Here is a 20562-nt window from a genome sequence, read left to right as displayed (position 1 = left end):
AACACGTCAGCAGCGCCAACACAGAGACACCCGCCAGCAAGGTATGTTGCAACGACCGGTTCATAAGCCCCCCCTAGGTCAAGTGCCGCTTGGCACGATCATGAATTCCGCCCGCCCCGATAACCGGTCAGGCGCTGTTCCGTACGAATGGCAAAGCCGTCAAAAGGATAAAAATCCGCTGAAGGCACTTAGCATGCAATGTTGCCAACCTCAATAGGTGCAAATATGTATGGAAAACTCTATGATAAATTAAGAATTATTCTCGTTTTGAGGGATTTAAATAAGATGTCAGTCGATCAAAACAGACACATTTCGTCATATTAAAATTTATGAGGGCCTTAACCGGCGATATCTGCATCCATGCCGCCCCCGCCGACAAGTTGTCATTTTTTCCTAGTTGTCTGCCGGGTGCCTCCAGTGATCAGCCCCTGGTCCAGGGCGCTGGCGATGGCCTGCGCGCGACCGCGAGCCCCCAGACGCTTGGTGGCTTCCGTGAAGTGATGCTCGACGGTGCGTTGGGACAGGCCCAGTTGCTCGGCGATCTCCTTGGAGCGCAGCCCCTTGGCGCCGAGGGCCAGGACCTCGCGCTGGCGGGGGGGCAAGGCGAGTTTCGACACCTTTGCGGCAAAGATTTTGTGCAGGCGGAAGGCCCGCGCCATCAGCGGCACCAGAAGGGCGAACAATTCGGCCTCCTCGCAAGCGAAGGGCGGATCGTCGGAGTGCTTGACCAGACCGATGATGGTGAGGACGCCATCCGTTCCCCCCAGTGGGGCGGCAAGGCGGCGGTCCTGCTGGATGACGCCCAGGGGGACGGGCCCTCTCGCCACCAGATCAGTGATCCACGCGGTGAGATCCTCGGCGGAAGCCACGTGGCGATCGAGATTGTCGAGGCACAGACGCGTCCCCTCGGGGCCGACTTGCGACAAGCAGAAGGCGCGTGCCCCCAAAACCTCGGACAACCCGGACAGGACCCCGTCCCATAAGGCCGGCGTCTCGGGAGCCTCGTATAAGGTGTCGATCAACTCGATGACCCGTCGCAGATTGATCTGCCCGCCCAACTTCGCCTCCCCTGTATGCAACCTGAAGCCAATGCCGGTTATCCTGGGACAACCATCCACTTGCCCCAGTACAATCGGATGGGTAGGCTCCCAAAAGTTGGGAGGAATACGCCCTCGGATTCGGTGGATGGTCTGATAGACTGCCCTCGTAACGCGGCGGAAATCAGGAGGTGGGGAAGATGAGGCGTAATATTCGATACGGTGTTTTCGTCGCGTGCCTGGCCGCCGGTATCTGCGGTGGCGAGGCACACGCCGCTACGCTCATCTCGGACAACGAGGCGAACAAGCCCGATGCGCCCTCAGAGTTGCGGGTGCGCGGAATCAGCCGGGGCCCGGGGATCGAGTATCAGGAACCGCGCGAGGGTGTGGTCGCGTACAGTCCCTTTGAATTCAAGGTCAGACTGTCCCCCCACGGCGGGGCAACCATCGACCCCGCCAAGGTGCGGATAACCTACCTAAAGGTTCCCGCCATCGATCTGACCGAGCGGGTGCGTCCCTTCGTCACGACCAAGGGCATCGACATGCCCTCCGCCGAAGTTCCTGCCGGCGTGCATCTGTTACGCATCGAGGTCGAAGACAGCAAAGGGCATTCGGCCCAGTCCCTGATCACCCTCGAGGCCGTGCGCCGCTCGACATCGGAACAGCCCTCGGTCAAGAGTGCAGCCAAAAGCGACCAAGCGCAGTAAGCACCGCGGCACCAGTGGTCAGAATGACCATGACCGCATTGATCCACCCGGCGATGGTGGCGATGCGCTCGTGCATTTTGGCGGGCTTTTCATTGCCGCTGGCAAGGCTTCGGGCCAGGACGGCGGCAATTTCGCCGGTCAGGCCCTTCGAGACCGAGGATCTCGACTTTCTCGCCTGCCACCACCAGGCGATCAGATTTCCGACGATATAGGAAAGCCCGATGCTGGAAACGTATTGCAGCGTTTCTGTCCACTCGGAGGCCCCCTGGGGTAGAATCGGCACATGATCCATGAGGCTGGTGGAAACCAGCATGCCCGCAACACTGAGGATCGAGATCAGCAAGGCTGCCCAAAGTGTGGCGCTCACCGATTCGAGGCGCCGGAACCCGAACGGCAGGGGAATCAGAATGGATACCAGCCGTAAGACCCAGGTGTTGAGGTCGAGAACGCTGATCAGCGTCCAGTGAGCGATCATCAGGAGAGCGATGGGCAACGCGATCCAGGCCAGCGCACTGACCAGGTTTCGGCCATCCAGCATCGGGTGATGGACGTGCTTCGCCCTGCCGTCCAAATGCTCCACATGCAAGCCAAGCTTCTGAATTGCGGTTTCAAGCGCTTCGATGCGTTCTCTGGCATCCCCCAGTTGTTCGCGCATGTCGCGAAAGACCATGGCGGAAATGTCCTTTCCGCATTTCCCGCAGGAGAGGGCATGGTCGCTGATTTCCTCGATACAGAACGGGCACTGCAAAGGCGTCTCTCCGAAAAATCTATTAAAAGATGCCATTGCCTTTTGATGCACGCTCATCAGGATGCGGGCGTAATGGAGCAATGCGCAACTTGTCGAAATGTAACGGTTTATATTTTTCCTAGATGCCGAAAACGGAGACACCTCCGAATACGATCATATGATTGACACCTGTCACTTTTTCCCAGTTTGACCACCGGATTCTCGCGAAATACGTCCGCGAGTACAAGTCACATTGACTCGACCATTCTCCCTCGATAGTGTCCATAAAAATTATGCTGTCTTAGACCAAGGGGGAAGAGATGAGAGCCGGGTATTCGTTCATTGATTGCGCTTCTTTCGGCAAGGTTACCGACAATCAAAGCATTTGTCGCCAGCCGATATCGTGGCTCGGCCGCACAACACAGACAATCGTGGCAATCGCCATTGCCTCCGCGGTTGTCGGCGGGACCTCCGAAGCCTTCGCCCAATCGGCCAGCAATACCACCCCGGTCGCCAATCAGACGACGGTTACTGTCAACCAGGCATCGACTCAGTCGGTGATCAGCACGGTGTCGACCAGTGTCCAGGCCAGTCTGGCCCAGGCCACCATGGCCGGCATCCGCTCCAACCCGTCAAACGCAATACAGCCCTCGGGCATCAATTCCGGAGATGCCGCGGGGAGGGCCGCCTCGGCCTGGACCACGGGCGATTATGTGCGCTTGCGCGTCGCTCCCGATGGCAATGAGGAGCAGCGTCGACTGACCAACATCTATTCCATGGTGGCTGGCGGCGACGTCAAGGTGTTCGACAAGGTCGCCGTCGGCTTGGCCGGAGCCTACACCTACGCCGGAACCGATGGGCGCAACGTCAACCTGACACGCCTTGACCAGCGGATGCGGACCTACACCGTGACCCCTTATATCGGTTGGTCCGTCACGGATCGCCTGCTGATCGACGGCCTGGTCGGATACAGCTATTCGGACATCGCCAACAAGGACTTCAAGACCCGGTCGCTGGTCTCGAGCAACACCTCGGCCCACACCATGTTCGCGGCCATCAACGCCGCCTATTTCATTCCCCTCGACGCCGATTTTACCCTGAAGCCCTTTGCCGGGATCAGCGGCCAAATGGCCCGGACGGCGGCATACACCGACAGCGGCGGAACCCGGGTGATCGGCGACCACTCCAACCTGATGATGGGCAAGGTCGGATCCCAGCTTTCCTACAACGTCAACGAGGCCGTGATGACCTACGTCTCCGCGGCGTGGGAGCGGACCAGCGCCCAGAAGGGTATCGGCGAGAATTCGGCGCGCCTCAGCGGCGGTCTGGAGAGTGCGCTGACCAAGGATCTCGCCCTGGTCGTCGAGGCTACGGCCAATGTTGGCCGAGAATCGCAGAGTGACGTCGGCGGCTCGGCAAATTTGCGCCTGGCCTTCTGATCTCAGGCAACCGAATCAGGAAGGAGGACAGAAATGGCCCGGATTTCCTCCTTCCTGACAGCGGCGGCCTTGGCATTGGCCGTCACCGCCTGCGCCGAAATACCGAGCGATCCTGAGGAGCGGGCGGAAGCGGAGGCTATCAACGATCCGTTGGAGCCCGCCAATCGGGCCATTTTCAGCATGAACATGTATCTGGATCAGAATCTCCTGGAGCCGATCGCCCAGGCCTATCGGGACGATATGCCCGAGTGGCTTCGAAACGGTGTCCATAATTTTCTGGTCAATCTCCAAGAACCCTACGTTGCCGGCAATGACCTGCTGCAAGGAAACCCACAGGGCGCAGCGGATTCATTGGGGCGATTCATGGTTAATTCCACATTCGGGCTACTGGGAACCAACGACGCCGTCGCGGAAACCGGCGGTGCCAAACCCCACAGCACTGATCTCGGGGTGACGTTGGGAGTCTGGGGTGTCGAGGAGGGGCCCTATTTGATGGTTCCGCTGTTCGGCCCCTCCAATCTCCGTGACGGAAGTGCCAGGGTTGCCGAATTCTGGCTTGAACCGACGGGAGCGGTGCTTGGCGCGCAAGGGCTCGGTGCCGTCAGTGCGGCACGATTGGGCACAGGTGCGCTTGACACACGCGCCAACCGTATCGACGCCATGAACGATATCCGCCGCAACTCAATCGACCAATACGCCACCCTCAGAAGCTTGTTTCAGCAGACGCGCAAGGCTTCGGTCCTGAAGGCGCGTGGGGTTCAGGAAAGCGATGGGCCGCTGCCGCAGGAAACATCAGGCACCCCCATGCCAGCTACCGGCCCGATGTCTTCCGAGGCAAAAAACACTGAAGATAAGGGCCGCCCCCAAGCCGTCGAATTCGTTGAGCCGAAATGACGCTCTTTGGCCACTGACCCTGGCCTGAATTGTCCAGTCGAAGCAGCGGCCGTTGGCCCCTCCCCCACCAGCCCTCATGGCGGGCGGGAGGAAGGCTCCGGGCGGCCGTGCCCGAAGCCTTCCGGTCCGCTCTACTCCGCCGCCACCTTGGGCAGTTCGGCCAGGGCCTTGTCCAGGTCGGCCTGTTGGTAGGTGTTGTCCTTGAGCTTGCCGGCGAAGAAGTCGGTATAGGCCTGCATGTCGAAATGGCCGTGGCCCGACAGGTTGAACAGGATGGTCTCGGCCTTGCCCTCGGCCTTGCAGCGCAGGGCCTCGTCGATGGCGCCCTTGACGGCGTGCGACGATTCAGGTGCGGGCACGATGCCTTCCGAGCGGGCGAACTGCACGGCGGCCGCGAAGCACTCGGTCTGGTGATAGGCGCGCGCCTCCATCAGGCCCAGTTCCTTCACATGGCTGACCATGGGGGCCATGCCGTGATAGCGCAGGCCGCCGGCATGCGAGCCCGGCGGCATGAAGGTGGCGCCCAGCGTGTGCATCTTGACCAGCGGGGTCAGCTTGCCGGTATCGCCGAAATCGTAGGCGTAGAGGCCCTTGGTCAGCGTCGGGCACGAGGCGGGCTCGACGCCGATGACGCGGGTCTTGGCCCCCTTCAGGTTCTCGCGGATGTAGGGGAAGGCCAGGCCGGCGAAGTTGGAGCCGCCGCCGGTGCAGGCGATGACGATGTCCGGAGAATCGTCGGCCATCTCCATCTGCATCATGGCTTCCTCGCCGATGATGGTCTGGTGCAGGCAGACGTGGTTCAAGACGCTGCCCAGCGCGTACTTGGTGTCGTCGCGCGAGGCGGCGACCTCGACTGCTTCCGAGATGGCGATACCCAGCGAGCCGTTGGAATTGGGATCCTTCTCCAGGATGGCGCGGCCGGCATGGGTCAGGTTGGACGGGCTGGGAATGCACTTGGCGCCGTAGGTCTCCATCAGCGCCCGGCGATAGGGCTTCTGATCAAAGGAGACCTTGACCATGAACACCTCGACATCCAGGCCGAACAGCGAGCCGGCGAAGGCCATGGACGACCCCCACTGCCCGGCGCCGGTCTCGGTGGCGATGCGCTTGACGCCTTCCTGCTTGTTGTAGAAGGCCTGGGGCACCGAAGTGTTGGGCTTGTGGCTGCCGGCCGGGCTGACGCCCTCGTACTTGAAATAGATCTTGGCAGGCGTGCCCAGCGCCTTCTCCAGGCGCCGGGCCCGGACCAGCGGGCTGGGCCGCCACAGGCGATAGACGTCCCGCACCGGCTCGGGGATCTCGACCCAGCGTTCCTGCGTCACTTCCTGGGCGATCACCGCCATGGGGAAAATGGGAGCCAGATCGTCGGGGCCGATGGGCTGGCCGGTGCCGGGATGCAGCGGCGGCGGCGCGGGGACGGCCAGATCGGCATTGAGGTTGTACCAGGCCTTGGGCAGGCGATCCTCGGACAGCAGGTACTTCGTGCTTTCGCTCATGTTCATCTCCTCCCTCGTTCGGCCGGTTCCCGGCCTATTGATTTCATACCGACCGGCATATCAAAGGTCGTCCGGTATCATTCGGCGGCCAGCGACCGCTCGTTTTCGCCCCGCAGCTGCTGGCGCAGTTCCATGCGGCGCGTCCTCGCGGCGTCGACCGAGCGGCGCCGGATCGGACCATAGCCCCTGATCCGCCGGGGCAGGGCGGCCAGTTCGACCAGCGCGTCATAGCCGCCGGGGCCGGAAGCGGCGCAGATCAGGTCGATGTCTGCCTCGTATTCGGCGATCAGGCCGCGCGCCAGTTGGCGGTCGGCGTTGAAGCGGAACGGATCGAGCAGCGAGCCACGCCAGCGCCGGATTCGGGCCAGCAGGCGCAGCGGCGCCAGCAGCCACGGCCCGAACGCCCGCTTGCGCGGCCGGCCGCCCCGATCCGCATTACCAGCCCCGCCGTCGCCGAAGCCGAGCATGAAGGTCGGCCGCACCGGCCCCTCGAAGCCTTCGGCCAGCCGGGCCAGGAAGCCGGGATCGGTCAGCTGCCGCGCCACCTCGAACTCGTCCTTGACCGCGAGCAGCCGGGCATAGGCCACCGCCACAATCCGCGACAGGCGCAGCCCACCGCCGGCCAGGGCGCGGTCCTGCCGCTCCACCCTGGCCACCAGCGCCCGGTAGCGTTCGGCCAGGGCCGCGTCGTGGTAGTCGGTCAGCCGGGCGGCATTGGCCTCGACCAGTTCGGCCAGTTCGGGCTCGGCGGCGGCGGCCGGGGCGTCCAGGCCAAGACCGGCGGTGGCGGCCGGGGCGTCGTGGGCCAGCCAGCGCCCCCAGGCGAAGGCCGCCAGGTTGTCGTCCACGTCAACGCCGTTGAGGCGGATGGCATGAACCATGGCCGCCTCGGACAGTGGAATCAGGCCGCTCTGCCAGGCATGGCCCAGCAAGACGATGTTGGTGAAGATGGCATCGCCCGACAGCCGCCGCGCCGCTTCGCCGGCGGAAACGAAGCGGGCCGCTCCCGGCCCCAGCCGGGCGGCCAGCGCCCGGTGCAGCCCGGCCTCGTCCGGCAGCGCGTCGGGGTCGAGGACGCTGGCGGCGGTGGGGGCCACGTCGAGATTGATCACCGCCCTGGTCCGCTCGGAATCCAGCCGGGACAGCGCCGCCCAGCCGGTCGCCACCACCATGTCGCAGGCCAGCAGCGAATCGGCGCCGCCCAGTCCGATCCGAGGCGCGTGCAGCATCTCGGCGGTGGCGGCCAGACGGACATAGCCGAGCACGCCGCCGCCCTTCTGGGCCAGGCCGTTGAAGTCGAGCGTGGTCGCCGCCAGACCGTCGGCGAAGGCGGCATGGCCGATGATCTGGGTGATGGTCACCACACCTGTGCCGCCGATTCCGGCCACCAGGATCGATCGGCCGCGTTCCTGGGCGGCGGCGGGCGGCGGCAATTCGACCGGGGGCGGCATGATCGGCGGCCGGGCGGCGCGGTGGCCCTCCACCGTGACGAAACTGGGGCAAAAGCCGTCGGCGCACGAGAAGTCCTGGTTGCAAGCCGACTGGTCGACCCGGCGCTTGACCCCGTCGGGGCTGGCCACCGGCAGCAGCGAGACGCAGTTGGACGCCGTCAGGCAATCGCCGCAGCCGTCGCAGACCTCCTCGTTGATCACCACCCGGCGGGTGGGCGCCGCCAGTTCGTGCCGGCGACGACGGCGGCGCTTCTCGGCGGCGCAGCCCTGGTCGTAGATCAGGACCGACACGCCCGGCGACCGGCGCAGTTCGCGCTGGACCCGATCGAGTTCGGCGCGGGGATGCAAGGTGACGCCGTCGGCCAGCCCGCTCCGGCGGTGGCGGCCGGGATCGTCCGACACCACCGCGATCCGGCCGACGCCCTCGTGGTGGACCTGATGGGTGATGCGGGCGATGTCGGGCTGGCCGTCCAGCGGCTGGCCGCCGGTCATGGCGACGGCGTCGTTGTAGAGAATCTTGTAGGTGATGGTGATGCCGGCGGCCACCGCCTGACGGATGGCGGTGCTGCCGGAATGGACATAGGTGCCGTCGCCCAGGTTCTGGAAGACGTGCCCGATGTCGCTGAACGGCTGCACTCCCACCCAGTTGGCGCCCTCGGCCCCCATGTGCAGCACGCTGGCGGTCTGTCTCGGCATCCAGGCGGCCATGACGTGGCAGCCGGTTCCGGCCAGGGCGCGGCTGCCCTCGGGCACGCGGGTCGAGCAGTTGTGCGGGCAGCCCGAGCAGAAGAAGGGCGGACGCGGAGCCAGCGGAGCGCTTTCCGCCGCCCGGCGGGCGGCCTCGGCGCGGTCGAGCCGGGCACGGATGGCGGGATCGGCGCCCAGGCCCAGCCGCTCGACCAGGACGCGGGCGATCAGTTCGGGCGACAGCTCGCCGGTCGAGGGCAGCAGCGGCCGGCCGGCCGCATCGGTCTTGCCCAGCACCTGCGGCCGCTGGTCGGCCGGCAGGTGATAGAACAGCTCCTTGAGGGCCGGCTCGATGATTCCGCGCTTTTCCTCGACCACCAGCACCGTGCGCAGGCCCCGCGCGAAGGCCAGTGCGCCGTCCTGCTCCAGCGGCCAGCTCATGCCCACCTTGTAGAGCCGCAGGCCCAGCTCGGCCGCCCGTGCGGCATCGATGCCGAGATCGTCCAGCGCCTGGCGGAGGTCGAGCCACGCCTTGCCCGCCGCCGCGATGCCGAAGCGGGGCGCCGGGCTGTCCCACACCACCCGGTCGATGCGGTTGGCGCGGGCGAAGGCCCTGACGGCGCCGAGCTTGTGCTCCCACAGCCTTGATTCCTGGGCGAGCTGGGGATCGCGCAGGCGGATGTGCAACCCGCCGGGCGGGGCGTCGAACACCGGGCGGACGATCTCCGGCCCGGCGGCGGTCTCCACCACCGCGCCGCTCTCCACCACCTCGCTCACCGTGATCAGGCCGCTCCAGCAGCCCGAGAACCGCGACATCGCCAGGCCCAGCAGCCCGAAATCGAGGTAATCCTGCAATCCCGCCGGCACCAGCACCGGCATCATCCAGGCCATCATCAGCTGTTCGCTCTGGTGCGCCATGGACGACGACATGGCGCCGTGATCGTCACCGACCACCGCCAGCACTCCGCCCAGCGGCGACGAACCCAGCGAATTGGCATGCTTGAAGGCGTCGCCGGCACGGTCGAGGCCAGGGCCCTTGCCGTACCAGATGGCGAAGACACCGTCGCGGCGCGAGCCGGGAAACAGCCCAACCTGCTGGCTGCCGATGATGGCGGTGGTGGCCATCTCCTCGTTGATGGCCGGGCGAAAGACGATGCCGGCCGCCTCCAGTTCGGCCGAGGCTCGCCACAGCGCCTTGTCGTAGCCGCCTAGCGGCGAACCGCGATAGCCCGAGATGAAGCCGCCGGTGCCGAGCCCTGCCGCCCGGTCGCGCCGCGCCTGTTCCAGCGGCAGCCGCACCAGCACCTGCGTTCCGGTCAGGAACGCCCGTTCAGGCCAAACACCGCCATTGACCGCGGATGCCTCCATCCGGCCCCTCCCTTTCGCGATGCTTTACTTATCCGCCTAATTCTTTGTCAGGCTTGACATTCGTCATAGTCTTGCTGCATTGCAGCAAATATTCATCATACTTCGGTAGTAGAAATACTTTATGGCAGGAAGTATAATCCAATATCCACGGCATTTCTTTGCTTTAATAGCCGCGTGACGCTAGGTTTGAAGATGATTTTTCCGACCAATACCATGATTGCAGACGATTCATGCTGACCGACCCGGACACTTTCGACCGACGCATCATCGCCGAATTGCAGCGGGACGGACGGATGTCCATCGCCGAGTTGTCGACCCGGGTCGGGCTGTCCACCTCGCCTTGCTGGCGGCGGGTGCGGCTATTGGAGGAATCCGGGGTGATCCGGGGCTATACCGCCCTGGTCGATCCGGCGGCGCTGGGCCTTGGCCTCGACGTCTTCGTCGCCGCCTCGCTCGACCTGCATCGCGCCGCCGCCTTCGAGGACGCGGTGCGGCAATGCCCCGAGGTGCTGGAATGCTACGCCATGACCGGCGAGCAGGACTATCTGATGCACATCGCCGCCGCCGACATCGCCGCCTTCGACCGCTTCCTGCGCGAAACCTTGATTCACCTGCCGGGAGTGCAGAACATCAAGTCGAGCTTCGCACTGAAGGCGGTCAAGGGCAACGGGGCCGCCCCGCCGGCCTAAAACCCCGAAAGCGCGCCCCGCCGGCATGGACCTGGCTATGCGGCACGAAAGACCCGGCCGTTCTCCGGCGGGTTTTTCACCGCCAGCACCGTCAGCCGCCGCATCCGGCCGTTGGCCAGCTTGAAGTTGATGGACTGTCCGGGACGCAGGCCCAGCAACGCGGCCCCCACCGGCGACAGAACCGAGACCAGATGCCGGTCGGCATCCTCCTGGCCAGGATAAACCAGCGTCGCCTGTGCCGGGATGCCGGTCGCCTCGTCACGGAAGCGGACGCTGGACCCCATGCGGACGATGTCGGCGGCCAGGTCGGCGCACGCCACCGTGTCGGCGCGATCCAGTTCCTCCTCCAGGAAGGCAGCGATCTTGGGCACGGTTTCCCACAATAGCCCGCACAGCGCCCAAAGGCGCTCCGCATCCTCGCGGCTGACGATGATCGGAGGAAGAGAAGCGTCGGACCGCATGGCTGCACTCCTTAGTAAAAATCCGCATTACCACGTACGGCACATGGTCATTGATCAGCATAACGATGGCAAAGCGACCAAGCGGGTCCAAGGAATATTTCTCCGTATTTTCCGGTGATTGAATCGCAACCCATTGGCTTGATATCATACCGTGGTGCTGCATCAATCATATGTCTGGATAAACAAGCCCTGATGCCCCTTGCAAACGCGATTTTCCCTACGGACAGACCCTCTAACGACGAAATTGCCCAGGCGGCACACAAGATCTTCGACCGGCACGGCACCGCCGCCCGCCTGTTGGCGGAAGAATGGGCCGCTTCCCTCGAACGCTCGGCCAGCTGGAGCGAACACGCCACCGCGCTGAGAATATTGTCGCTGATCGAGCGGATGGCCCGTGACGAAGGCGTATAGAGCCCTTGCATCTTTTGGGCGTTATTTGACCGCGGCAAAGCCGCGACAACAGACCGCAAGATCGCGACGACAGCGCAAAGTCAAGCGCTAAAATTCAGCAGAATCACGGTCTCTGCATGTTCCGCCGAACACCGTACATTTACGGTCATCTTTCGGTGGGACGATATGGTCCGACGCCTCGGACGGATGTTTGGGGGGCGGGGCGAGACGGTCACCGGAATCATATCATTGGAGAGACCCGTATGACCGACATGGCAATGCTTTCCCACGCCCTCACCCGACTTGACGAGGCGGCGCGCCACGTGCAGGTGGACCCCGAGGTGCTGGAGAAGCTCCGTCACCCCAAGGAGACGCTGACCACCCGCCTGACCATCCGCATGGACGACGGCTCGCGGCGGTCGTTCACCGCCTGGCGCTGCCGCTACGACGACACCCGCGGCCCGACCAAGGGCGGGATTCGCTTCCATCCCGCCTCGACGGTGGGCGAGGTCTCGACCCTGGCCTTCTGGATGACCTTCAAGTGCGCGGTGATGAACCTGCCCTATGGCGGCGGCAAGGGCGCGGTGCAGGTGGACCCGCGCGGCCTGTCGCGCGCCGAGCTCGAGCGCCTGTCGCGCGCCTATGTCCAGGCCTTCGCCAGCATGATCGGCCCCGACCGCGACATCCCGGCGCCCGACGTCTACACCAATTCCATGATCATGGGCTGGATGGCCGACGAGTACAGCTCCATGGTCCGCCAGCCCAGCCCGGCGGTGATCACCGGCAAGCCGATCCCCCTGGGCGGCTCGCTGGGCCGCGACGACGCCACGGCGCGCGGCGGCTATTATCTGGTCAAGCACCTGGAGACCGAGCTGGGCCTGGACAAGTCGGCCAAGCGCGTCGTCGTCCTGGGCTATGGCAACGCCGGCATCCACATCGCCAGGCTGCTGCATGCCGACGGCTACAAGATCATCGGCATCTCGGATTCGCGGGGCGCCATCGTGTCGGGTGACGGGCTGGACCCCGACGCCGTGCTGGAGGCCAAGGACGCCGCCGGCTCGGTCTCGGCCTACGCCAAGAGCGGCCGCGCCCGCGTGGTGGCCGCCGACGAACTGCTGGCGGTGGAAAGCGACCTGCTGGTTCCGGCGGCGCTGGAAGACCAGATCCACATCGACAACGCCGACACCATCCGCACCAAGGTCATCCTGGAGCTGGCCAACGGCCCCGTCACCAAGGAGGCCGACGGCCTGCTGGAGGCCAAGGGCATCACCGTGCTGCCCGACATCCTGGCCAATGCCGGCGGCGTGACCGTGTCCTACTTCGAGTGGGTGCAGAACCGCCAGGGCTATTACTGGCAGCTGGAGGAGGTTCACCAGCGCCTCAAGGCCATCATGGAGGCCGAGGGACGCCACGTGTGGAACATCCACCAGGACAAGAAGGCCTCCATGCGCACGGCCGCCTATGTCCATGCGCTGCAGCGCCTGTCCGACGCCATTGCGGCCCACGGCACCCAGGCCTACTTTACCAACTGAGCAATCGGGGCGGCCCCAGGCGGGGCCGCCCCTCCATTCCGGAATGGAGGAGACGGGACGTGCGGCGCTTCGCTATGGGCGGAAAGCTGTTCCCCCTCGTCTTTCTCGCCGTCTATGTCGTGGTGGACTGGGGCACCTTCATCCACGACCCGCCCGCCATCAACATCACCCCCTGGAACCCGCCGGCCGGCCTTTACGTCGCCCTGCTGCTGCTGGAGCGGCGGGGATACGGCGCGGCGCTGACCTTCGCCGCCCTCATGCTGGGGGACCTCTTGGTGCGCGGCAGCCCGGCCCCCATTCCCGTACTGGCGTTGAGCAACCTGCTGATCGTCGCCGCCTATGGCGCCGGAGTATGGCTGCTGTCGGGCCGCCTGGCCTTCGACGCCACCCTGGGGCGCATGTACGACACCGTCTGGCTGGTGATCATGGTGCCGGTGGCCGCCGTGGCGGCCGCGCTGGGTTTCGCCCTGCCCTACATGGCGGCCGGATTGCTGCCGTGGAGCGAGCTGCCGGCCGTCACCGCCCAGTACTGGGTGGGCGACGTCATCGCCATCCTGACCGTGACGCCGTTCCTGCTGCTGCTCCGGCGCCGTACGCCGGGCAACGGTCCGCGACGCTCGCGGTTCGAGACCGCCTCGCACGCCCTGGCGGTGGCCTGCGCCCTGGCCGTCACCTTCAATCCGCTGGTCCCCGACCCGTCGAAGATTCTCTATGTCCTGTTCCTGCCGGTGATCTGGGTTGCCATGCGCCGGGGCCTGGCCGGCACGACGGTGGCGGTTCTGGGAGTCCAGATGGGCGTCATCGCCGGCCTGTCCGTGTTGCCCGGGCACTGGCAGGACCTGACCTACTACCAGACGGTGATGGTGGCGCTGGCCGCCACCGGCCTGCTGGTCGGCGCGGTGGTCAGCGAGCGCTGGCGCCTGGAGGCCAGCCTGGGCCAGCGCCGGGCCGAACTGGCGCGGGTGGCCCGCCTCAGCCTGATCGGCGAGATGGCGTCGAGTCTGGCGCACGAATTGAACCAGCCGCTGTTCACCACCATGGGCTACACCCGCGCCTCGCGCCAGTTGCTGGCCCGGGGCGGCGACCAGGCCGAGGTGCTGGACCTGATGAACCGGGCGGTGGCCGAGGCCGAGCGCGCCGCCGAGGTGCTGCGGTCCATCCGCGGCTTCCTGCGCCAGGACGGCCAGCCCGCCCAGGTGGAGCTGAAGGCCGCCCTGGACGGCATCCTGGGCTTCGTGATGCCGGAAATCCGCCGGCACGGCATCACCTTGACCGTGGACCTGCCTCCCGACCTGCAGCCGGTCTGGATCGACCCGGTGCAGTTGGACCAGGTACTGCTCAACCTGCTGCGCAACAGCATCGACGCCCTGGCCAACCGCGAGCGGCCCGACGGAAGCGGGCGCATCGCCATCGCCGCCACCCGCCGCGAGCGGACGGTCGAGGTGTCGGTGGCCGACACCGGCCCCGGCGTCCCCGAGGACAAGGTGGGGCCGCTGTTCGACCTGTTCTTCACCACCAAGCCTTCGGGAATGGGGCTCGGCCTGCCCATCTGCCGCTCCATCGTCGAATCCCACGGCGGACGCCTGTGGCTGGCCCGCAACGGCCCCGACGGCGCCTGCTTTTCCTTCACCCTTCCCCTGGTGAGCCATGCCTGAACCGACAGTCTTCGTCGTCGATGACGATTCCGCCGTCCGCCACTGCATCTCGGTGATGTGCGCCCTTGCCGACCTGCCCTGCGAGACCTTTGCCGATGGCGAGAGCTTCATATCCGCCTATCAGCCGGCCCGGCCGGGCTGCCTGGTGGTGGACCAGCGCATGCCGGGGATGAGCGGGCTTGAACTGCTGCAATGGATGGAGGCCCAGCCCCAGCCGCTGCCGGTCATCATCATCACCGGCCACGGCGACGTGCCGGTGGCGGTCAACGCCTTCCGGAACGGCGCCATCGACTTCCTGGAAAAGCCCTTCGCCGACGAATACTTTCTGAATCGGGTGCGCCAGGCCTTCGTGCGCGACGCCCAATCCCGCCAGCGGGCCGGCGAGAAATCCAACGCCTTCACCCGCTATCGCCGCCTCAGCCGGCGCGAGAAGTCGGTGATGGAGCTGATGGTGCGCGGCCTGGCCAACAAGCTGATCGCCGCCGAGCTGAAAATCGGAATCCGTACGGTGGAAAGCCACCGCGCCAACGTCCTGAAGAAGATGGGAACCGCCAGCCTGTCCGAACTGACCCGGCTGCACCTGCGGCTGCTGGGCAAGGACGCCTGATCAGACCGCCAGCAGCGAGCGCCCCGCCGCCTGCGCCGCGCCGATGAAGCGCAGCGCCCCGGCGGTGGCCTCGGCCCGGCCGGTGGGCCCCTCGTCCCCTTCCGCCATGGCGTGCATCCGCTGCAGCAGCCTGTCCTTCATCTCGCCATCGGTCCAGTCGCGGCGCCAGCGCCGCCGCAGCCACCCGAGATGGGTCAGCAGCGACTGGCCCGAGGTCGCGACGATCTCGGGGAGCACGACGATTCCACGGGCGGCAAGCTCGGCTTCCGTCCGGCGGCTGATGCCACCAGGAACCAGTTCCACCACCATGCGGCACCCCGTGCCCCCCAGGGCGGCGGCGTCCGGACCCTCCCGACCGGCCACCACCACCAGTTCCACTCCCCCGTCCAGGGGGGTGTCCGCCGAAACGCTTCCCCGCTCTCCGGCCATGGACACCACACCATCCACATTGGCCATGCCGCAGGCCAATTCCGACGGGGTCAGCCCCCACGCGTTGACCACGGCGCCCCGCCGGTCGGAAACGCCCGTCAGTTCCCACCCGAGGGCACACAACCGGCGCGCCAGCAGCAGCGAGGACTGGTCGCAACCCCACAGCGCCCAGCGTCCCTCCTTGCCTGCGAAACGGCGAATCTGGGTGAAGGCGCCCAGGGCGATGGCCTCCTCCCGACCGAGCCTGGAGGGAGTTCCCCCCTCGATACCCAGCCACAGCGACCGCCCCCCGCCATCAACCCAGCCAGACAGCAGCGTCCCGGCCAGCCCGCCGGAAAAGGCCGACCGGCCCGTCGCCGCCATGTCGGGAAAGGACTGGACGAAACAGCGGGCCAGACGTCCCAGCTCGGCCGTGGACAACCGCCGGAGATCAGCATCGATGCCGCCGCATGCCCCACCATAGGGCAGCCTCAGGGAGCCGGCCTGCATCAGGGCGGCGAACGCCTCACGGTCGGTGTCGGCAGGGGTCAGCCCGGGCTCGATCCTGACGGTGCCGATGGAACGCTCGAAGCCCAGGTCGTGCCGGCAGCGCCACGCGCTGAAACAGCGAACCGAACCGTCATCCATCGGGATATCCAGTTCGACCATACCGGCAAGCCCGCTTCCGGCCGGAACGGTCGCAAGCCGTGCAGCATCTTCCTGCCTCAAATTCCGCCCCCCCGATTTCCTGCGGGCTCGGCAAAAGCCCGGCAAGTACGGGAAAACTGTATCGAGGCGCCTGGGCGACGATAATCCCCGGGAACTACGGAAAAATCGGCGGCCGGATCAGGCGGCTCCGGACGGGGCGTCGTGTGCCGGGTCCGCGTCGACCAGCCGCGGAAGCTCGCGCATCTGATGCGCCATCATGACCGCCTGGGCCCGGCTGCTGGCGCCGAGTTTGCGCAGAATGGCCGAGATATGGATCTTGACCGTTTCCTGGCTGATATTGAGCTCGTAGGCGATCTGCTTGTTGGACTTCGCCTCCCCCAGAAGCCGCAGGACGGTCATCTGCCGCGGCGTCAGCATCTCCAATTCGGCCGGGCGGAGAAGACCGGGGGCGATGCCGTCTCCCGTCTCCTGGGGGAAATGGGTGCCGCCGGCCAGGATCTTGGCCAGCGCCGCATGCATGACGCTGCCTTGAGAGCTTTTCAGGATATAGCCGCTGACCCCGAAGCAGGCGGCGCGGCGAATGGTGTCGGCATCCTCGACGGCCGACACCACGACCACCGGAGTCGACGGGGCCAGGCCGCGAATGCTGAGGATGCCAGCCAGCCCGCTTGCCCCGGGCAAGCCCAGGTCGAGCATGATGACGTCAAACGGCGAACCGCCGGTCAGCAGGCTGGTGGCCTGCTCCATGGATTCGGCCTCGACGCAGACGTAATCGTCGGTGATACGGGAAATGACAAAGGCCAGGGCTTCGCGGAACAGCGGGTGATCATCCACGATCAAGGCACGAAGCATCCGTCAGCAACCTCAGCCGAAGTGAGGTGGCCCGCACGGTACGCAGCCGCACCGAATGGGCTACCAGATGACCTAACCTAACATGCACTCCTCCCCCTCCGAATAACCACATTTGGTTATTTCACGGAATGGACAGCCTTGGTATCACAGTAATGCCTGCAGAAAAGGTTGAATAATTATAATCAACCGTCGGCGGGCTCAACGGATACATCGTCCGTTGATGAGGCTGTACGTAGAAAAAAGAGACAGAAGACTCTAACAAGAGTCCAACAATGACATACCAAAGCCATGCCTGCTGATGAAACGCAGCCCGGCAACGCTGAATTATTGCCTATATCAGGCAGTTTATCTGCGTTTACGAGTATGCGTATCGACCTAAATTCCAGCCGAAAGGCAGGGGCAGCCATGACCATAGCTAGGGAGGTTCCATGCGATTTGCTCATTCACTCGCTCTCGGCGCTGCTGCTTCCGTGCTGCTCAGCTTCGGGACCATGGCTGGCCCGACATCGGACGAGATCGGACGCCTCGGCAAGGATCTGACCCCGGTGGGGGCGGAGAAGGCCGGCAACAAGGACGGCACCATCCCCGCCTGGGAGGGAGGCAACCCCACGCCGCCGGCGGGCTGGAAGGTGGGCGACCCGCGCCCCAATCCCTATCAGGGCGAGAAGAAGCTGTTCTCGATCGATGCCCAGAACGTCGACCAGTACAAGGACAAGCTGCCCGAGGGCCAGATCCAGCTGATCAAGACCAAGCCCGGCTATCGCCTGGACATCTATCCCACCCACCGCTCCTGTGCCTATCCCAAGTGGTATTATGAGCGGACGGCGGCCAACGCCTCCAAGCCGACCATCGACGGCGTCTACGCCAAGGGCATCGTGGGCGGCGCCGTGCCGTTCCCCATTCCCAAGACCGGCACCGAGGCCTTGTGGAACTTCAAGCTGCGCTATGCCGGTGAAGGCAAGATCGAGCACTACACCACGGTGTTCTCGAGCAAGAACGGCAATTTCGGCAGCCTGAAGCAGAGCCAGAGCGTCCTGCATCCGCTGTCCGATCCCAAGGTGGAGTCGGCCGATCAGGTGGACCACCTGGAATGGATGATCCTCAACACCGTGGTGGCGCCGCCGGCCCGCAACGGCGAGATGATCCTGGTCCTGAACTATATCGACCGGCCGAGCGGCGACGCCTGGCTGTACTTCCCCGGCCAGCGCCGGGTGCGTCGCGCCCCGACCTTCGCCTACGACAATCCGGTCCCGGGTTACGAGAACCTGGAGATGGTCGACCAGTACCCCATGTATGCCGGCTCGCCGGATCGCTACGAGTGGAAGCTGGCGGGCAAGATGGAGATGTACGTCCCCTACAACAGCTATGAGCTGCGCGCCCGCCGCCCCGACCTGCACGAGATCTATCAGGGCGAATACGTCAACCGGGACCTTTCCCGCTACGAGCTCCACCGGGTCTGGAAGGTCGAGGGAACCATCAGGGACGGCATGCGTCACAACGCCGCCAAGCGCGTCTTCTACCTGGACGAGGACAGCTGGCAGATGCTGCACGCCGACCTCTACGACGCCCAGGGCAAGCTGTGGCGCGTCCAGGAAGGCTCGCTGTGGATGGCCTGGGAACTGCCGGCCTGCGTCCAGCAGGAATTCGTCGGCTACGACCTCAGCGCCGACCGCTACATCGGCGAGAACGCCACCCAGGATGGTCCGGAAACCGATTGGCTGGCCGCCCGCGAGGGCCGGGTCAGGAAGAATCTGTTCGATCCGGGCGAGCTGCGCCGCCAAGGCGACCGCTGAACAAGGGGGAACCTGAAATGAGCTATTCAAACAAGGCGTTCCTGCGGGCCAGCGTTGCCGCGGGCGCCATCCTGGCCGGACTGTCCTGGGGCACCCAGGCCCATGCCGCCGATTTCACCTATGGCGGGATCTCCGGCAGCTTCGACACCACCTTGTCCATCGGCTTCCAGCAGCGGCTGGAGAACGCCAGCTGCAAATCCATCAGCCGCGACAACGGCGGCTGTTCGCGCATCGTCGGCGAGGTTCCCGGGTCCAATCCCGACATCAACAACCTCAACGCCGACAGCGGCAACCTGAACTACAAGAAGGGTGACATCGTCTCGCTGGTCTACAAGGGCACCCACGACCTGTCCCTCAAGGGACCGGACGGATGGAGCGCCCTGGTGCGCGGCACCTGGTCGGGCGACGCCATGGCGGGCGACACCCGGCGCACCGCGCTGGAGCACGAGGCCAAGCTGCTGATGAACCCCCATGCCGAACTGCTCGACGCCTATGTGTCGAAGTCGTTCACCTGGGCCGGCAACAACGCCAAGATCAAGGTGGGCAACCAGGTGGTGAGCTGGGGCGAGGACATCTTCATCCCCGGCGGCATCAACGTCATCAACGCCATCGACTTCCGCAAGCTCCACGTCCCCGGCACCCAGTTGAAGGAAGTCTTCAAGCCGGCGCCCATGATCTACGCCAGCACGGGGCTCACCGACAACCTGAGCGCCGAAGCCTATTACCAGGTGATGTGGAACTCCTACACCTTCGATCCGGTGGGCACCTTCTTCTCGACCAGCGACGTGGTCGGACCGGGCCGCCGCCACTTCTTCCTGCCGGCCTCGGCCGGCGGCAACGGCGGCGACGAAGGGACGCCCGGCGCCACCAACCAAACCTTTGTTCCGGGCGTTTCACCCCACAATCCCAGGAACAGCGGACAGTTCGGCGCCGCCTTGCGCTATCGCCTGGGCATCACCGAAGTCGGCGCCTATTACCTGCACTACCACGACAAGCTGCCGCAGGTGAGCTTCACCGGCACCACGGCGCAGACCCCGACCACCTTCTTCAACGATTACGGCGAGGACCGCGACCTGTTCGGCGTCTCGGCCAATTCCCGCCTCGGTCCGGTGGCGGTGGGCGCCGAGCTTTCCTACCGTCCCCGCGATTCCGTGGCCATCGACCCGACCGTTCCGGCCTCGGGCCGCTACTCCATCGGCACCTACAACCGCGGCTTCGTCGAAGAGAAGAAATGGCAGGGACACGTTACCGCCAATTATCTGTTCGAGCCCAACACCGTCCTGGGCAACCTCCAGGACAGGATCGGCGCCACCGACGGCTATTTCCTGGTGGAGGCGGCGGCCGCCTACTACCCCAACCTGGCCCGCGACCGCAGCGTCCCCTACCTGCTGCCCAACTACAGCATCCCCGACCGCTTCTCGTGGGGCTACATCGCCGAGATCGGCGTGGTCTACCCGGAAGTGTTCGGAAGCTCCGTCAACATGACGCCGGTCATCGACTTCTCGCATGACGTGCAGGGAACGACGCCCAACGCCCTGCCCTTCATTCAGGACCGCATGTCCTTGGCCCTCGGCCTGAACTTCAACTACCAGGACCGGGCGAAGTTGGCCCTGACCTACGTCAACTATTGGGGCGGTGGCGACAACAACCTGATGCGTGATCGGGATTTCTGGGGAGCCAGCGTCTCCACCTCGTTCTGA

17 protein-coding genes are annotated in these 20562 nt (G+C 65.2%); 10 read left to right on the top strand and 7 right to left on the bottom strand.

The window, feature by feature from the left end; genetic code table 11:
* Positions 1-383: 383 nt before the first annotated feature.
* The gene (locus tag XM1_RS24700; RefSeq protein WP_156428712.1) at positions 384-1058 is read right to left on the bottom strand and encodes a helix-turn-helix transcriptional regulator; all 675 of its coding nucleotides are present in this window, start codon (positions 1056-1058) and stop codon (positions 384-386) included.
* A gap of 179 nt (positions 1059-1237) precedes the next feature.
* Between XM1_RS24700 and XM1_RS11845 the strand changes: the two genes are divergently transcribed.
* Positions 1238-1744 (top strand): hypothetical protein, encoded by a 507-nt coding sequence (locus XM1_RS11845; protein WP_068433652.1) that lies wholly within the window; start codon positions 1238-1240, stop codon positions 1742-1744.
* On the opposite strand, the gene XM1_RS11840 is transcribed toward XM1_RS11845, so the two are convergent.
* Entirely contained in the window at positions 1710-2573 is an 864-nt protein-coding gene (locus XM1_RS11840; RefSeq protein WP_068433650.1) for a hypothetical protein, read from the bottom strand. The genes XM1_RS11845 and XM1_RS11840 overlap by 35 nt on opposite strands.
* Before the next feature lie 218 nt (positions 2574-2791).
* Between XM1_RS11840 and XM1_RS11835 the strand changes: the two genes are divergently transcribed.
* The gene (locus tag XM1_RS11835; protein ID WP_082700478.1) at positions 2792-3910 is read left to right on the top strand and encodes an autotransporter outer membrane beta-barrel domain-containing protein; all 1119 of its coding nucleotides are present in this window, start codon (positions 2792-2794) and stop codon (positions 3908-3910) included.
* Positions 3911-3943: 33 nt separating this feature from the next.
* Positions 3944-4804, top strand: a complete 861-nt coding sequence (locus XM1_RS11830; RefSeq protein ID WP_068433648.1) for a VacJ family lipoprotein — start codon at positions 3944-3946, stop codon at positions 4802-4804.
* 131 nt (positions 4805-4935) lie between these two features.
* On the opposite strand, the gene XM1_RS11825 is transcribed toward XM1_RS11830, so the two are convergent.
* Both XM1_RS11825 and XM1_RS11820 read right to left on the bottom strand, forming a co-directional pair.
* Positions 4936-6300: a TrpB-like pyridoxal phosphate-dependent enzyme gene (locus tag XM1_RS11825; protein ID WP_068437732.1), complete on the bottom strand. Its 1365-nt coding sequence runs from the start codon at positions 6298-6300 to the stop codon at positions 4936-4938.
* Positions 6301-6377: 77 nt separating this feature from the next.
* Positions 6378-9806, bottom strand: coding sequence for an indolepyruvate ferredoxin oxidoreductase family protein (locus XM1_RS11820; RefSeq protein WP_068433647.1), 3429 nt, complete (start codon positions 9804-9806; stop codon positions 6378-6380).
* Between the two features lie 230 nt (positions 9807-10036).
* On the opposite strand from XM1_RS11820, the gene XM1_RS11815 reads away from it, so the two are divergent.
* Positions 10037-10495, top strand: coding sequence for an Lrp/AsnC family transcriptional regulator (locus XM1_RS11815; protein WP_068433643.1), 459 nt, complete (start codon positions 10037-10039; stop codon positions 10493-10495).
* A 35-nt stretch (positions 10496-10530) separates the two neighbouring features.
* Here XM1_RS11815 and rnk read toward each other — a convergent pair whose 3' ends face one another.
* A complete protein-coding gene (gene rnk / locus XM1_RS11810; protein ID WP_068433640.1) occupies positions 10531-10956 on the bottom strand; it encodes a nucleoside diphosphate kinase regulator in 426 nt (141 codons plus the stop codon).
* 192 nt (positions 10957-11148) lie between these two features.
* Here rnk and XM1_RS11805 point away from each other — a divergent pair, with 192 nt between their 5' ends.
* The 4 genes from XM1_RS11805 (at position 11149) to XM1_RS11790 (ending at position 15140) form a co-directional block, all read left to right on the top strand.
* Positions 11149-11367: a hypothetical protein gene (locus XM1_RS11805; protein ID WP_068433638.1), complete on the top strand. Its 219-nt coding sequence runs from the start codon at positions 11149-11151 to the stop codon at positions 11365-11367.
* A 242-nt stretch (positions 11368-11609) separates the two neighbouring features.
* Positions 11610-12878 carry a Glu/Leu/Phe/Val dehydrogenase gene (locus XM1_RS11800; protein ID WP_068433636.1) on the top strand — a complete coding sequence of 423 codons (1269 nt, stop codon included), beginning with the start codon at positions 11610-11612 and terminating at the stop codon, positions 12876-12878.
* Positions 12879-12937: 59 nt separating this feature from the next.
* Entirely contained in the window at positions 12938-14533 is a 1596-nt protein-coding gene (locus XM1_RS11795; protein WP_156428711.1) for an ATP-binding protein, read from the top strand.
* The gene (locus XM1_RS11790) at positions 14526-15140 is read left to right on the top strand and encodes a response regulator transcription factor (RefSeq protein WP_068433632.1); all 615 of its coding nucleotides are present in this window, start codon (positions 14526-14528) and stop codon (positions 15138-15140) included. Before XM1_RS11795 ends, XM1_RS11790 begins: the two co-directional genes overlap by 8 nt.
* Here XM1_RS11790 and XM1_RS11785 read toward each other — a convergent pair whose 3' ends face one another.
* Positions 15141-16217, bottom strand: a complete 1077-nt coding sequence (locus XM1_RS11785; RefSeq protein ID WP_068433630.1) for a Glu/Leu/Phe/Val dehydrogenase dimerization domain-containing protein — start codon at positions 16215-16217, stop codon at positions 15141-15143. It lies immediately after the preceding gene.
* Between the two features lie 177 nt (positions 16218-16394).
* Positions 16395-17069: a response regulator transcription factor gene (locus XM1_RS11780; protein ID WP_082700477.1), complete on the bottom strand. Its 675-nt coding sequence runs from the start codon at positions 17067-17069 to the stop codon at positions 16395-16397.
* Between the two features lie 428 nt (positions 17070-17497).
* On the opposite strand from XM1_RS11780, the gene XM1_RS11775 reads away from it, so the two are divergent.
* Complete coding sequence (locus tag XM1_RS11775) at positions 17498-18862, top strand: DUF1329 domain-containing protein (RefSeq protein ID WP_068433624.1); 1365 nt, start codon at positions 17498-17500, stop codon at positions 18860-18862.
* 17 nt (positions 18863-18879) lie between these two features.
* Positions 18880-20562: a DUF1302 domain-containing protein gene (locus XM1_RS11770; RefSeq protein ID WP_068433622.1), complete on the top strand. Its 1683-nt coding sequence runs from the start codon at positions 18880-18882 to the stop codon at positions 20560-20562.

It is taken from the genome of Magnetospirillum sp. XM-1, from assembly GCF_001511835.1.
In the GTDB taxonomy this organism is placed as follows: Bacteria; Pseudomonadota; Alphaproteobacteria; order Rhodospirillales; family Magnetospirillaceae; genus Phaeospirillum.
This window is presented reverse-complemented; position numbering and strand designations above follow the sequence as displayed.